A 13,966-nucleotide genomic window follows, 5' to 3' on the forward strand; every position below is an offset into this window, starting at 1 on the left:
CATGGCAGCGGGAGCCCCCCGGATCTTCGTCTCGCACCTCTCGGGCATCCCCGTGTTCGATCCGAACGGCGACCAGGTGGGCCGCGTGCGCGAGCTCGTCGTGGTGCTGCGCGTGCGGCGGCGGCCGCCGCGCGTCCTCGGGCTGGTCGTCGAACTCTCCACCCGGCGCCGGATCTTCCTGCCCATGACCCGGGTGACGGGCGTCGAGTCCGGCCAGGTCATCACCACCGGCGTGGTCAACGTGCGCCGCTTCGAGCAGCGGCCCACCGAGCGGCTGGTGTTCGGGGAGCTGCTCGACCGGCGCGTCACGCTCGTGGAGACCGGCGAGGAGGTCACCGTCCTCGACGTGTCGGTGCAGCAGCTGCCGGCCCGCCGCGACTGGGAGATCGACCGGGTCTTCGTGCGCAAGGGCAAGAAGGCGACCGCCTTCCGGCGGGCCAAGGGCGAGACGCTGACCGTGGAGTGGTCGGCCGTCACCGGGTTCTCGCTGGAGGAGCACGGACAGGGCGCGGAGAGCCTCCTCGCCACGTTCGAGCAGCTGCGCCCCGCCGACCTCGCCAACGTCCTGCACCATCTGTCCGCCAAGCGGCGCGCGGAGGTGGCCGCCGCCCTCGACGACGACCGCCTCGCCGACGTCCTGGAGGAGCTGCCGGAGGACGACCAGATCGAGATCCTCGGCAAGCTGAAGGAGGAGCGCGCGGCGGACGTCCTGGAGGCGATGGACCCCGACGACGCGGCCGACCTGCTCTCCGAGCTGCCCGAGCAGGACCAGGAGCGGCTGCTGAGCCTGATGCAGCCCGACGACGCGGCCGACATGCGGCGCCTGATGGCGTACGAGGAGCACACGGCGGGCGGCCTGATGACGACCGAGCCGATCGTGCTGCGGCCCGACGCCACCGTCGCCGACGCCCTCGCGCGGGTGCGCAACCCCGACCTCTCCCCCGCCCTCGCCGCGCAGGTCTACGTCTGCCGTCCGCCCGACGAGACCCCGACGGGCAAGTACCTGGGCACCGTCCACTTCCAGCGGCTGCTGCGCGATCCCCCGTACACGCTGGTCAGTTCGATCCTCGACGACGATCTTCAGGCCCTGGCGCCGGACGCGGCCCTGCCGGTCGTCGCCGGCTTCTTCGCCACGTACGACATGGTCGCCGCGCCCGTGGTGGACGAGGCGGGCTCGCTCCTGGGCGCGGTGACCGTGGACGACGTCCTGGACCACATGCTGCCGGAGGACTGGCGGGAGACGGAGTTCCACCTGGAGGACGAACCCGCCGCCGGGACCGACGCCGAGCCCGAGCACGAGCGCGAGGGGGCCGGTCCGCATGGCTCCTGAACGCGAGAGCACGGGCCGCGAGCGCGCCCAGGCCGGCGGGGGCCGTGAGCGCGTCCCCACGGGCGCCACGGCGACCGGTCGCGCCCGCGCCCGGCTGGACCAGCCGCGGCCGCCCCGGCACCGGATCCTGCCCGAGTGGGACCCGGAGGCCTTCGGGCGGCTGTCGGAGCGCATCGCCCGCTTCCTGGGCACCGGCCGGTTCATCGTCTGGATGACGATCGTCATCATCGCCTGGGTCCTGTGGAACATCTTCGCCCCGCCGGATCTGCGCTTCGACAACTACCCCTTCATCTTCCTGACGCTGATGCTGTCGCTCCAGGCCTCCTACGCGGCCCCGCTGATCCTGCTCGCGCAGAACCGGCAGGACGACCGCGACCGGGTCAACCTGGAGCAGGACCGCAAGTCCAACGAGCGGTCCATCGCCGACACCGAGTACCTGACCAGGGAGATCGCCGCGCTGCGCATCGGCCTGGGCGAGGTCGCCACCCGCGACTGGATCCGCTCCGAGCTTCAGGACATGGTCAAGGAGCTGGAGGAACGGCGCGACGGTCATCGCGAACACGCCGTATTCCCGGCAGAACGGTCGCGCGGACGTGACGTAGACGACCGGTGACGGGCTTACCCCGGCCCCCGCAGGTCGCCGTACCATCGTCCCTATGGCTAGCGAAGACGCGGTGCGCGAGGCACTGGCGACGGTGAACGACCCCGAGATCAACCGGCCCATCACCGAACTCGGGATGGTGAAGTCGGTGGAGATCGCCGCGGACGGGGCGGTCGCGGTCACCGTGTACCTCACGGTCTCCGGCTGCCCGATGCGCGAGACGATCACCCAGCGGGTGACCGACGCCGTCTCCGCGGTGGAGGGCGTCACCCGCGTCGACGTCACCCTCGACGTGATGAGCGACGAGCAGCGCAAGGAGCTGGCGAACGCGCTGCGCGGCGGCCAGACCGAGCGCGAGGTCCCGTTCGCCAAGCCGGGCTCGCTGACCCGCGTCTACGCCGTCGCCTCCGGCAAGGGCGGCGTCGGCAAGTCGTCGGTGACGGTGAACCTCGCCGCCGCGATGGCCGCCGACGGCCTCAAGGTGGGCGTGGTCGACGCCGACATCTACGGCCACAGCGTGCCGCGCATGCTGGGCGCGGACGGCCGTCCCACCCAGGTCGAGAACATGATCATGCCGCCGTCCGCGAACGGTGTGAAGGTCATCTCGATCGGCATGTTCACCCCGGGCAACGCCCCCGTCGTCTGGCGCGGCCCGATGCTCCACCGCGCACTCCAGCAGTTCCTCGCGGACGTCTACTGGGGCGACCTGGACGTGCTGCTCCTCGACCTGCCGCCCGGCACGGGCGACATCGCGATCTCGGTGGCGCAGCTGGTCCCGAACGCCGAGATCCTCGTCGTGACGACCCCGCAGCAGGCGGCGGCCGAGGTCGCCGAGCGGGCGGGCTCCATCGCGGTGCAGACCCACCAGAAGATCGTGGGCGTGGTCGAGAACATGTCCGGCCTGCCCTGCCCGCACTGCGGGGAGATGGTCGACGTCTTCGGCACCGGCGGCGGCCAGACGGTGGCCGAGGGCCTCACCCGCACGACCGGCGCGAACGTCCCGGTCCTCGGCTCCATCCCGATCGACGTCCGGCTGCGCGAGGGCGGCGACGAGGGCAAGCCGGTCGTCCTGACCGACCCCGAGTCCCCGGCCGGCTCCGCGCTGCGGGCGATCGCCGGCAAGCTGGGCGGCCGTCAGCGCGGCCTGTCCGGCCTGTCGCTGGGCATCACCCCGCGCAACAAGTTCTAGGCCCGCAGGGTCCGGCCCCGCCCGCGGGGCCCGGACCCGCGCTCCGCCCGACGACAGTGGGGGCGCGGGCGTGCGGCCGCTCAGGCGTACGTCTCGATGTCCTTGATCATGGAGAAGCCGAGGCCGTACGCGCTCATGCCCCTCCCGTACGCCCCCACGTGCACCCCCTGCGAGGTGGAGCCGGCCAGCACCCAGCCGAACTCGGACTCGCGGTAGTGGAACGGCGTCGGCACGCCGTCGACGGGCAGGGACAGCGTGGACCAGTCCGGGCCGTCGAGGTCGTCGGCGAGGACCCACGCGGTCTCGGTCTGCTGGTCCAGCCAGTCGTCGCGCAGACTGTGGTCCATCTGGCCCGGCCAGGTGAAGGACAGCAGGCCCACGCCCGCGAGCCAGGCCGCCGACGACACGGAGGTCGCCTCCAGCAGACCGGTGCCGTCCGCGCTGCGCCGTACGGGGTTCGCGGCGACCGTCACCACGACCGCGAACTTCCCGCGGTCCTCGCCGGCCGTCTCGTGCCGCACGGACGGCTCGTCCCCGTGGCCGAGGGAACCGTGCTCGACGGCCCCGTCGGCGGCCGTGCCCACCTGCATCAGCCAGCGCGGCCCCGCGAAGGCCTCGTCGAGGCCGTACCAGGGGAAGGGTGCCTCCAGGTAGCCGTCGACCGTGCGCCGCGCGGAGGGGACCTGCTGTCCGTCCTCCGCGGCCGGCGTCTGCGCGACTGCCCGACTCGTCGTCTCCATGTGCCCGGACGCCTCCTCGTTCTCGACGGAGCGACCGGCCCGCCCCCCTTCGGGCGTACTCGTCCGCTCCGCACAACAACCAGGCAGCATAGCCACCCCGCTCCGCGCTGCCGGGAATCCACCCGGCGCGTGGAGCGTGCGCCCCCTCACATCGGGGAGCGCCGACGGCTCAGGTGGCGTCCGCGTCGAAGGGCGGGCGGTCGTCCTCGCCCGGCTTCTCGGGGCGCTTGGTCATGTCGACGCGCGCGCCGCCCGACGCGCCCGCGGAACCCGAGGTTGAGGGGACGTCCGTGTCGCGGCTGTGCACCGCGTCCGTGACCTCGGCCATCTCCTTCTTCAGGTCGAAGCCGTTGCGGATCTCCTTCAGCCCCAGCTCGTCGTTGTCCAGCTGCTTGCGGATGAACGTCTTGGGGTTGAGGTCCTCGAACTCGAAGTCCTTGAACTCCGGGCCGAGTTCGCTGCGGATGTCCGCCTTGGCGCTCTCCGAGAACTCACGGATCTTCCGGACGGTGCGCATCACGTCCTGGATCACCTTCGGGAGCTTGTCCGGACCGAAGACGAGCACGGCCAGGACGATGATCGTCACCAGCTCGAGCGGTCCTATGTCATTGAACACCTGAAGCTCCTTGCGATGTCCGCGGCCCTCGGCCCTCGGCCCTCAGTGGTCAAGTTCGGGTCTTCCGTGGTCCGGGCCGGTCCCACGGTACCTGTCGCACCTGTCCGACCGGTACCGCCCCGAGGCCTCCGAGTGGGTGGACCCGGCCGGTTTTCCGCGTTGTTTGCCCGGGGGACGACATTTCGGGGTCCGCCCTGTGACGTTCGCGGCACGCGACGCGGCGGAGGCGGCCCGCGCCCGCCGCGAGCCGGCGGGCGCGGCGCGCCTCAGCCGTCACCGGACGAGCCGAGGACCAGGGTGAGCGTGCGCTCGCGCCCCGCACGCTCCACGGTCAGCTCCAGACGGTCGCCCGGGCGGTGGGCGCGGGTCCTGACGATCAGCTCCCCGCCGGTGTGGACGCGCCGGCCGTCGACCTCGGTGATGACGTCGCCGGACCTGATCCCGGCCCGGTCGCCGGGCCCGCCCGGCGTGACGGGTGCGTTCCCGTCGGCGCCCGTGGCGCTGACGCGGGCGCCGTCCCCCGCGTAGTCCATGTCGAGGCTGACCCCGATCACCGGGTGCGTCGCCCGGCCGGTGTTGATCAGCTCCTCGGCCACGCGTCTGCCCTGGTTGATCGGGATGGCGAACCCCAGGCCGATCGAACCGCCCTGGGCGTCGTCGTCGGCGCCGTGGGCGCCGGACCGGATGGCGGAGTTGACGCCGATGACCCGGCCCCGCGCGTCGAGGAGGGGGCCGCCGGAGTTGCCGGGATTGATCGGCGCGTCGGTCTGGAGGGCGTCCACGTAGGAGACGTCGCTCGCGTCGCCGCTGCCGCCCCCGGAGACGACGGGCCGCTCCCTGGCGCTGATGATCCCCGAGGTGACCGTGCCCTCCAGGTCGAAGGGCGCGCCGATGGCGACCACGGGGTCGCCGACCCGGACGTCGTCGGAGTTGCCCAGGTAGAGCGGCTTGAGGCCCTTCACCCCGGTCACCCGCACCACGGCGAGGTCGTAGCCGCTGTCCCGGCCCACGACCTCGGCCTCCACGGTCTGCCCGCCCTCGAAGACGACGGATATCCCACCGCCGCCCTTGGCGGACTCCACGACGTGGTTGTTGGTGAGGATGTAACCGAGGGAGTCGAGGACGAAGCCGGTCCCGGTGCCGGCCGAGTCGCCGCCGCCGACGTGCAGCGTGACGACGCCGGGCAGGGCCCGGGCGGCGATCCCGGCCACGCCGTCGACGGCCCGCCCGGGCTCCGCCGACGCCTGCGGCAGCCGGATCGGGCGGAGCCCGCCGTTGCGCTCCAGCCACGCGCCGACGGCTCCGCCCAGCCCGCCGGCGACGAGCGCGACGGCCACGGCGCCGCCGACCAGCCTCGTGCGCACCCGTCGGCGCCGCTGCGCCCCGCTGACGGACTCCGCCCCGACGGAACCGCCGAACGGGTTCGCGGACCAGGGGTCGTAACGCCGCCAGGGGTCCGCGGGCACGTCGGACACCGCGGGGGCGGACACGGCGGGGGCTGAGGGCGCCGGGGCGGGAAGTCCGGAAGGCAGGGGTACCGGCTGTGCCTCCGGCTCCGCGGGAGGCGGCGCCGGGTGGGGCGTGGCGTCGGGTGCGGGGGCCGGGGCGGCGGTCCTGGGCGCCGGAACGGAAATGGGCGCGGAGGCGGGCGCGGACGCGATCGCCGGGTGCTGCACCGGAGGAGCGGGGGCCCAGGGACCGGGCTCGCCGTACGGCGGGGTGCTGTAGGGATCGGGATCGTGCAACGGCCGGCTCCGCCGCTCCCCTGTACCTGTCCCTGTGCTGGGGCCTGCGCTGGTACCTGTGCTCGTGCCTGCGCCCGCGTCCGCGACGTCACGGGGGTCGCGGATACCGGGGGGAGCCTGCGGACCGGGGGCTCCGGCGGGGAGGGCGTCGGCGACGACCGGGCCGGACGGCGCGACCTCGGCGTCGGGGGAACCCACATCGAGGGAACCCGCGGCGGTGAGCGCGCCGGACGGGTCGGCGTCGTCCCCGTCGGCCGGGCCCACCGGGTCCGGGCCCGGTATCGCCGCACCCTCCTCGGCTCCCACGCCTCGGGAGTCGCTCGAAGCAGCCGGGCGCTCAGCGTCGTGCTCGGGGAGGCGCCGCGGACTCGCCGAGTCGTCCAGGGCTCCCGCGTGCGGTGCGCCGCCCGCCCGGGCGGAGGTCGCCGGGCGGCTCAGTTCGTAGTCGCCGTCGTCGAGGGCGCCGGGAGCGGGAGGGGAGGGAGAAGGGAAAGGGGACGTCGCCGCAGTCGTCGCCTCGGGCCGCGGCGCGGGTCCGGGCTGCTCTGTGGGCGCGTCCGCGGCGTTCGGCACGGGATTCGGGCGGGCCAGTGCGAAGTCGCCGTCGGCGTCACCGGGGGCCGGGCTCGACTCGGCCCTGGTGTCGTCGGCCCGGTCCTCGCGGTCCTGTCGCGCCGGCGACGACTGTGGCCGGGGCAGACTCCACCACTTCGCCCTCGTGGGCTTCCCCTCGTCCATGCTCTCCCCCCAGTCGAGCCGACCGCGGCGTCGGACCGGTGGCACTCCCCCGGTCCTGCCCGGCGCCCTCCGCCGTCGCGCCCGGCTGCCTGGCCGGACGCGGTCCACCGCGATTCAACCAGGTTCGCCGGGCCGTGCGCAGGGCGCGGTTCAGCGGGTGTGCCGCGAGGGCGGAAGGGCAGAAGAGGGGCTGGGAGCGGACGAGGTGAGGGGGACGGGCGCGGCGAGCAGACCGGGACCGGCGAACTTGGGCCCGCTGCCGGTCCATGCGCCGGGGGAGACCGGCGAACTCGTGCCGAGCGGACGTATCAAGGGAGACATGACCGCGGCCCCGGCCACCATGGGCGTGGTCAGCCGGTGCAGGACCTGCTCGACCGGACCGCCGGGCTGAGCGGGCATCCCCGGCAGCAACGGCGCCGACACCTCGGTCGGGGCGACCGGGGTGTCGCCGAGCTGTCCGCCCTGCGAGAGCAGGGGCCCGACCGCACGGCGGCGTTGGTTCTCCGCCGCCACGGAGCCCGTGCCCGGGGTGCGGACCGGTGTCACGTTGCTTCCGGAGCCGGATCCGGCCCGGCCGTCCGCGGGCGTGTCGACCGGGGCGACCGTGGTCATCCCGCCCAGGGCGATCGCGGCCAGCGACACCGCGCCCGCGGCGACGAACGCGAAGCGCATCCCACGGGAGCGTTCCGTGTCGTGCCGGTCGCCTGCGCGGCCGACGGGGTGGATGCGGAAGCCTCGGTCGGAGGCGGGCGAGAGGACGGAGCCGTGGTCCCGGGCCGGCACATAGCCGAACTCGAACGGCTCGTCCCGTCTCGTCCCCCTCACGGGAGTGCCCCTCAGGGGGAAGACGCCGTCGCCGAAGGCCGAGCCGCCCAGCGGTCTGCCGCCACCGCCGTCGGCGTCGCCCCCACCGGGCAGCCCTTGCAGACGGGCCAGGAAGCTCTCGGACGGGGCGGGCGGGGCGACCTCGGCGAAGACGTTCTTCAGCCGGCGCTGCGCGTCGACCTCCGTCTTGCACTTCGCACAGGTCGCCACGTGTGCGAGTACGCGCTCGCGGGTGTCGTGACCGAGCTCGCCGTCCACCAGGGCCGAGAGCCGGTCGCCGAGGTGCTGCTCCGCGAGGAGCCGCTCGGCTGCGTCGTGTCGGGATCCACTCACGCGGTCGCGCCCCCTCCTCCCAGAGCGGGCACCCGGGCCGCGAAGGGGCGGCGCCCGGCGCGTGCCTCGGGCGAACGGTGCGCGAGGGCCTTGCGCAGCTGCGAACGGCCGCGGTGGATGCGCGAGCGGACCGTGCCCAGCTTGACGCCGAGGGTCGCGGCGATCTCCTCGTAGGAGAGCCCCTCGATGTCGCAGAGCACGACGGCGGCGCGGAACTCGGGCGCGAGGGTGTCGAGGGCCTGCTGGACGTCGGCGTCGAAATGGGCGTCGTTGAAGACCTGCTGCGGGCTGGGCTCCTTGCTGGGGAGCCGCTCGGCCGCGTCGTCCCCCAGCGCGTCGAAGCGGATGCGCTGCTTGCGGCGGACCATGTCCAGGAAGAGGTTGGTCGTGATGCGGTGCAGCCAGCCCTCGAAGGTGCCCGGCGTATAGGTCGACAGGGAACGGAAGACGCGGACGAAGACCTCCTGCGTGAGGTCCTCGGCGTCGTGCTGGTTGCCGGTCAGCCGGTAGGCGAGCCGGTAGACCCGGCCACTGTGCATGCTGACGATCTCCTCCCACGTGGGCGGAGTCCACGCCTGCCCGTCCGCGTCGGTGGTAAAGGTCGCGGTCTGGGCTGGCCCGACGGCGATGCCGGCGGAGTGGCTGGGGTCAGCAGCGGTGTCGTTCACGGATTTCGGCCTGCCCGCCGACCCGAGAAAGCGCCGCAGCACTCCTCCCCGGTCCACAGGCGCGGCCGCACCTCCCCTGTCGGCATTGGTGGTGTCCAGTGGAGCCCCTACCATAGCCACCTCGCCCGTTAGCTCCGGATAAGCGGTTTTACGAGAAATTGATCTGGGCTGACACGGCTCATGCGGCTGCGTCAGCACTTGCTCGGCGCCCTGTCCCACGTCGTGATCCAACCGTGTCCCCCCGTGTGCGTTCCCACCCCTTCAAACGCCCGGTCCCATCTGCGGGTTCCCGGCGGCAACGGATACAGTCACGCCCAGGCAACCACGGGGACAGGAGAGGGTCATTACCGGCAACCGGCAGGCAAGCTGGGCGTTCGCCGACGCCTATGCCGCCGAGGACGAAGCGCTGCGCTGGGCCCGTGACCGGGCCCGTGAGGCAGGGCTGCGCTCGGTGTCGCCCAGCACGGGCGCCGCGCTGCGGATGCTCGCCGCCACCGTGGACGCGAAGGCGGTCGCCGAGATCGGCACCGGCACCGGCGTCTCCGGGATCCACCTGTTGCACGGAATGCGCCCGGACGGCGTCCTGACGACCGTGGACCCCGAGCCCGAGCACCAGCAGTTCGCCCGGCAGGCCTTCCGCGCCTGCGGGTTCGCCAGCAACCGGGCCCGTTTCATCCCGGGCCGCGCCCTCGACGTGCTGCCCCGCCTCGCGGACTCCGGCTACGACCTGGTGTTCTGCGACGGCGACCGGCTGGAGCTGCTGGAGTACCTCGCTGAATCGTTGCGCCTGCTGCGGCCGGGCGGCCTGGTCGTCTTCGAGGGCGTCTTCGCCAACGGCCGCACGGTCGATTCGGGGCCGCAGCCCACGGAGGTCATACGCATCCGGGAGCTGTTGCGGGCGGTGCGCGAGAGCCAGGAGCTGGTGACGTCGCTGCTGCCGGTGGGCGACGGGCTCCTGTGCGCCGTCAAGCGCTGAGCCGCTGAACGGTTCGGTCCCGGGCGTTGGGCCTTTCGGGCCTCGCGGCCCCCGCGGACCCGCGAAAACCCCGGAAAGACAACCGCCCCGGCGCCCAGAGGGACGCCGGAGCGATCGGCAGTGCAGAGTCGCTCGCGTCAGCCGACGACCTTCTTCAGGGCGTCGCCGAGCGCGTCGGCCTCGTCAGGGGTCAGCTCGACGACGAGCCGCCCGCCGCCTTCGAGCGGAACGCGCATGACGATGCCCCGCCCCTCCTTGGTCACCTCGAGCGGGCCATCACCCGTTCGCGGCTTCATGGCCGCCATGCTCGTTCCCCTTCCTGAAACCAGCTCATCGCCAAAGCCGACGGCCCGTGGAGGGCAGCCGCGATCCAGCGTGGGACCCGCGGCACCGGCATCGAACACATTGCTTCCAGGCCATTATCCCGCATCTGCGGACCCGATGACCAACATCAGTAGGCATCGCTTGGGCAACGCGCGCGAGCAAAACCACTCAATTCGGCGATGTGACTGCGATACTGCGCCGCCGCACGCGCTTCCGAGCACCGGAATCCGTCCCGAATTCTTTGACGCAGGTCACACGTCGGGTCCGGTCCCCGGGCGATGATCTCCGCCATGCTGTCCCGTACAGGGGACGTACCGGCCAGTAGGGCGTCCCGGCCGCGACACGGAGGGGAAACGCCATGGTCGACACCGTGCTCTACGAGGTGAGTGACGGGCTCGCGACGATCACGCTGAACCGCCCGGAGGCGATGAACGCGCTGGACATCGCGACCAAGGTCGCCCTCCGGGACGCGGTGCGCTCCGCGGCCGCCGACGACGCGGTGCGCGCCGTGCTGCTGACCGCCGCCGGGGAGCGCGCGTTCTGCGTGGGGCAGGACCTCAAGGAGCACATCGGGCTGCTGGCCGAGGGGTCGAAGCAGGTCATGAGCACGGTCGCGGAGCACTACAACCCGATCGTGCGGGCGCTGACGGAGGCGCCGAAGCCGGTGGTCGCCGCGGTGAACGGCGTGGCCGCGGGCGCCGGCCTCGGCTTCGCGCTGGCCGCGGACTACCGCCTCGTGTCCGACACGGCCTCGTTCAACACCTCGTTCGCGGGGGTCGCGCTCACCGCCGACTCCGGCGTCTCCTGGACGCTGCCCCGGGTGATCGGCCCCGGCCGCGCCGCCGACCTGCTGCTCTTCCCGCGGAGCATCAAGGCCCAGGAGGCCTACGACCTGGGCATCGCGAACCGGATCGTGCCGGCGGACGCGCTGCGCGCGGAGGCGGAGAAGGTCGCCCGCGCGCTCGCCGCCGGACCGACCGTGGCGTACGCGGCGATCAAGGAGGCCGTCGCCTACGGGTCGACGCACACCCTCTCCGAGACGCTGGACAAGGAGGACGAGTTGCAGGCGCGGGCGGGGGCCTCCGAGGACCACACGATCGCGGTGCGGGCGTTCGTCCAGAAGGAGAAGCCGAAGTACCTCGGTCGCTGAGCACGGCCGCGCCCCCTGGCCGCGTCAGGGGGCGCTTCTGCTCACGCAGGACGCCAGGTGGTCGTTCACCAGGCCGCAGGCCTGCATCAGCGCGTACGCCGTCGTCGGCCCGACGAACCGCAGACCCCGCTTCTTGAGCGCCTTGGACAGGGCCGTCGACTCGTCCGTGACCGCCGGGACGTCCGCCAGGGTCTTCGGCGCGGGCCGGCCGGCCGGGTCGGGGGCGTGGGACCAGATCAGCTCGTCCAGGTCGCCCGGCGCCCAGCCGGCCAGCACGCGCGCGTTGGCGAGGGTGGCGTCGACCTTGGCGCGGTTGCGGATGATGCCCGGGTCGGCCAGGAGGCGGGTGCGGTCCTCGTCGGTGAAGAGGGCGACCGAGGCGATCTCGAAGCCGGCGAAGGCGGCGCGGAACCCGGCCCGGCGGCGCAGGATCGTGATCCAGGACAGGCCCGACTGGAAGGCCTCCAGGCTGAGGCGTTCGAACAGCGCGTCGTCGCCGTGGACCGGCCGGCCCCACTCCTCGTCGTGGTACGTCACGTAGTCCGGCGTGGACAGGGCCCAGGGGCAGCGCGGCGCGCCGTCCGCCCCGGCGAGGGCGGCGCCGTCGCTCACTGCTGGTCCTCCGGGGCCCGCTTCTCCATGGAGACATGGGGCGCGGCCGGGGCCTGCGCGCCGGCCAGGGCCGACTCCAGGTCGGCGATGCGCGCGTCGCGCTCGGCGAGTTCGGCGCCGAGCCGGTTGAGGGCGTCGTCGACGTCGGCCATGCGGTAGCCGCGGGCGCTGAGCGGGAAGCGCAGCCGGTCGACGTCGGAGCGGTCGAGCGGGCGGTCCGGGGGCAGCGGGTCGTGCAGTCGCTCGGGGGCGGCCTCCGGCAGCGGGCCGGCGCCCTCGCCGCCGCCCACCACGGCGAGTGTCACCGCGGCGACCACGACGGCGAGTGCGACGACCAGGAACAGGAACATAACCATCGGTGGGTCTCCACACTCGGTGTGCTCGGAGCGGATGTGTGGGTCCGATCGTGCCATGCGGGTGCGGCGGTTAGGGTCGCAGGCGGCGGATGTGCAGGACGTACGAGGAGAGGTCACAGGGGATGCTCAGGCTGGGCAGGCGGGAATTCGGCGCGCACGAGCCGGTGATCATGGCGATCGTGAACCGGACCCCGGACTCCTTCTACGACCGGGGCGCGACGTTCCTCGACGAGCCGGCCCTCGCGCGTGTGGAGCAGGCGGTGGCGGAGGGTGCGGCCGTCATCGACGTCGGCGGGGTGAAGGCGGGCCCGGGGGAAGAGGTGACGGCGCGGGAGGAGGCGCGGCGCACCGTCGGTTTCGTGGCCGAGGTGCGGCGGCGCTTCCCGGACGTGGTGATCAGCGTGGACACCTGGCGGGCCGAGGTCGGCGAGGCGGTGTGCGAGGCGGGCGCCGACCTGCTCAACGACGCCTGGGGCGGGGTGGATCCGCGGCTGGCGGAGGTCGCGGCGCGCCACGGCGCCGGCCTGGTGTGCACGCACGCGGGCGGCGCGCAGCCGCGGACGCGTCCGCACCGGGTGGCCTACGACGACGTCATGGCCGACATCCTGCGGGTGACCGTGGGGCTTGCGGAGCGGGCCGCGGGGCTCGGGGTGCCGCGGGAGTCGATCCTGATCGATCCCGGGCACGACTTCGGCAAGAACACCCGGCACAGCCTGGAGGCGACGCGGCGGCTCGGCGAGATGGTGGAGACGGGCTGGCCGGTGCTGGTGTCCCTGTCCAACAAGGACTTCGTCGGCGAGACGCTGGACCGGCCGGTGAAGGAGCGGCTGGTCGGCACCCTGGCCACGACCGCGGTGTCCGCGTGGCTCGGGGCGCAGGTGTACCGGGTGCACGAGGTGGCGGAGACCCGGCAGGTGCTCGACATGGTGGCGTCGATCGCGGGCCACCGGCCCCCGGCGGTGGCCCGCCGGGGGCTCGCGTAGGCCGTGCGCGCCGCGCGCTAGCGGGCCGCCTCCTTCGAGACCAGGGCCACCGCCTCGTCCACGTCGTCCGTGACGTGGAAGAGGAGGAGGTCCTTCTCCGCCGCCTTGCCCTGGGCGATCAGCGTGTTCTTGAGCCAGTCGATCAGGCCGCCCCAGTACTCCGTGCCGAACAGGACGATGGGGAAGCGGGTGACCTTCTGGGTCTGGACGAGGGTGAGGGCCTCGAAGAGCTCGTCCAGGGTGCCGAGGCCGCCGGGCAGGACGACGAAGCCCTGCGCGTACTTCACGAACATCATCTTGCGGACGAAGAAGTAGCGGAAGTTGAGGCCGATGTCGACGTAGGGGTTGAGCCCCTGCTCGAAGGGCAGCTCGATGCCCAGGCCGACGGACGTGCCGCCCGCCTCGCTCGCGCCCTTGTTGGCCGCTTCCATCGCGCCCGGTCCGCCCCCCGTGATCACGGCCCAGCCGGCGTCGACGAGGGCGCTGCCGAGCCGTACGCCCGCCTCGTACTCCGGGGAGCCGACGGGAGTGCGGGCGGATCCGAACACACTGATCGCCGGGGGGAGTTCGGCGAGGGTGCCGAATCCCTCGATGAACTCCGACTGGATCCGCAGCACGCGCCAGGGGTCCGTGTGCACCCAGTCCGAGGGGGCTCGTTCGTCCAGCAGCCGCTGGTCCGTCGTGCTGGCCTGCACCTGGTCGCGCCGTCGCAGGACGGGCCCCAGACGCTGCTCGTCCGGTGGCTGCTTCTTTCCCTCGGGGTTCCCTGTAGGCATGGTG

At 73.2% G+C, this 13,966-nt stretch carries 15 protein-coding genes; 6 read left to right on the forward strand and 9 right to left on the reverse strand.

The window, feature by feature from the left end; translation table 11 throughout:
- Position 1 precedes the first annotated feature (1 nt).
- From KMS84_RS09335 to KMS84_RS09345, 3 genes are read left to right on the forward strand one after another with little or no spacing between them, the layout of a single operon-like run.
- Positions 2 to 1,330 carry a magnesium transporter MgtE N-terminal domain-containing protein gene (locus KMS84_RS09335; RefSeq protein WP_256915633.1) on the forward strand — a complete coding sequence of 443 codons (1,329 nt, stop codon included), beginning with the start codon at positions 2 to 4 and terminating at the stop codon, positions 1,328 to 1,330.
- Positions 1,320 to 1,943 carry a DUF1003 domain-containing protein gene (locus KMS84_RS09340; RefSeq protein WP_256915634.1) on the forward strand — a complete coding sequence of 208 codons (624 nt, stop codon included), beginning with the start codon at positions 1,320 to 1,322 and terminating at the stop codon, positions 1,941 to 1,943. The genes KMS84_RS09335 and KMS84_RS09340 overlap by 11 nt, the downstream gene beginning before the upstream one ends.
- A gap of 43 nt (positions 1,944 to 1,986) precedes the next feature.
- On the forward strand, positions 1,987 to 3,120 hold the full coding sequence (locus KMS84_RS09345) for an Mrp/NBP35 family ATP-binding protein (protein WP_256915635.1): 1,134 nt from the start codon (positions 1,987 to 1,989) through the stop codon (positions 3,118 to 3,120).
- Positions 3,121 to 3,200: 80 nt separating this feature from the next.
- Here KMS84_RS09345 and KMS84_RS09350 read toward each other — a convergent pair whose 3' ends face one another.
- The 5 genes from KMS84_RS09350 to sigE all read right to left on the reverse strand — a co-directional run bounded on the left by KMS84_RS09350 (position 3,201) and on the right by sigE (position 8,827).
- A complete protein-coding gene (locus KMS84_RS09350) occupies positions 3,201 to 3,860 on the reverse strand; it encodes a hypothetical protein (RefSeq protein WP_256915636.1) in 660 nt (219 codons plus the stop codon).
- Between the two features lie 169 nt (positions 3,861 to 4,029).
- On the reverse strand, positions 4,030 to 4,476 hold the full coding sequence (locus KMS84_RS09355) for a sec-independent translocase (RefSeq protein WP_256915637.1): 447 nt from the start codon (positions 4,474 to 4,476) through the stop codon (positions 4,030 to 4,032).
- Between the two features lie 266 nt (positions 4,477 to 4,742).
- The gene (locus KMS84_RS09360; RefSeq protein WP_256915638.1) at positions 4,743 to 6,959 is read right to left on the reverse strand and encodes a S1C family serine protease; all 2,217 of its coding nucleotides are present in this window, start codon (positions 6,957 to 6,959) and stop codon (positions 4,743 to 4,745) included.
- A gap of 150 nt (positions 6,960 to 7,109) precedes the next feature.
- Positions 7,110 to 8,117 (reverse strand): anti-sigma factor family protein, encoded by a 1,008-nt coding sequence (locus KMS84_RS09365; RefSeq protein ID WP_256915639.1) that lies wholly within the window; start codon positions 8,115 to 8,117, stop codon positions 7,110 to 7,112.
- Positions 8,114 to 8,827 (reverse strand): RNA polymerase sigma factor SigE, encoded by a 714-nt coding sequence (gene sigE, locus KMS84_RS09370; RefSeq protein ID WP_256915701.1) that lies wholly within the window; start codon positions 8,825 to 8,827, stop codon positions 8,114 to 8,116. The genes KMS84_RS09365 and sigE overlap by 4 nt, the downstream gene beginning before the upstream one ends.
- A gap of 235 nt (positions 8,828 to 9,062) precedes the next feature.
- On the opposite strand from sigE, the gene KMS84_RS09375 reads away from it, so the two are divergent.
- A complete protein-coding gene (locus KMS84_RS09375; protein WP_079141667.1) occupies positions 9,063 to 9,761 on the forward strand; it encodes an O-methyltransferase in 699 nt (232 codons plus the stop codon).
- Positions 9,762 to 9,898: 137 nt separating this feature from the next.
- Here KMS84_RS09375 and KMS84_RS09380 read toward each other — a convergent pair whose 3' ends face one another.
- Entirely contained in the window at positions 9,899 to 10,066 is a 168-nt protein-coding gene (locus KMS84_RS09380) for a DUF3117 domain-containing protein (protein ID WP_003966491.1), read from the reverse strand.
- A gap of 377 nt (positions 10,067 to 10,443) precedes the next feature.
- Here KMS84_RS09380 and chcB point away from each other — a divergent pair, with 377 nt between their 5' ends.
- Entirely contained in the window at positions 10,444 to 11,235 is a 792-nt protein-coding gene (gene chcB, locus KMS84_RS09385; protein WP_256915640.1) for a 2-cyclohexenylcarbonyl CoA isomerase, read from the forward strand.
- Between the two features lie 24 nt (positions 11,236 to 11,259).
- On the opposite strand, the gene KMS84_RS09390 is transcribed toward chcB, so the two are convergent.
- Both KMS84_RS09390 and KMS84_RS09395 read right to left on the reverse strand, forming a co-directional pair.
- Positions 11,260 to 11,847, reverse strand: a complete 588-nt coding sequence (locus KMS84_RS09390) for a DNA-3-methyladenine glycosylase I (protein ID WP_308287956.1) — start codon at positions 11,845 to 11,847, stop codon at positions 11,260 to 11,262.
- Entirely contained in the window at positions 11,844 to 12,203 is a 360-nt protein-coding gene (locus KMS84_RS09395; protein ID WP_256915641.1) for a DivIVA domain-containing protein, read from the reverse strand. Before KMS84_RS09395 ends, KMS84_RS09390 begins: the two co-directional genes overlap by 4 nt.
- A gap of 122 nt (positions 12,204 to 12,325) precedes the next feature.
- On the opposite strand from KMS84_RS09395, the gene folP reads away from it, so the two are divergent.
- Positions 12,326 to 13,186 (forward strand): dihydropteroate synthase, encoded by an 861-nt coding sequence (gene folP, locus KMS84_RS09400; RefSeq protein ID WP_256915642.1) that lies wholly within the window; start codon positions 12,326 to 12,328, stop codon positions 13,184 to 13,186.
- 17 nt (positions 13,187 to 13,203) lie between these two features.
- Here folP and KMS84_RS09405 read toward each other — a convergent pair whose 3' ends face one another.
- A complete protein-coding gene (locus tag KMS84_RS09405; RefSeq protein ID WP_109002794.1) occupies positions 13,204 to 13,962 on the reverse strand; it encodes an LOG family protein in 759 nt (252 codons plus the stop codon).
- Positions 13,963 to 13,966 lie beyond the last annotated feature (4 nt).

The organism is Streptomyces hilarionis, assembly GCF_024539675.1.
Taxonomy (GTDB): domain Bacteria; phylum Actinomycetota; class Actinomycetes; order Streptomycetales; family Streptomycetaceae; genus Streptomyces; species Streptomyces hilarionis.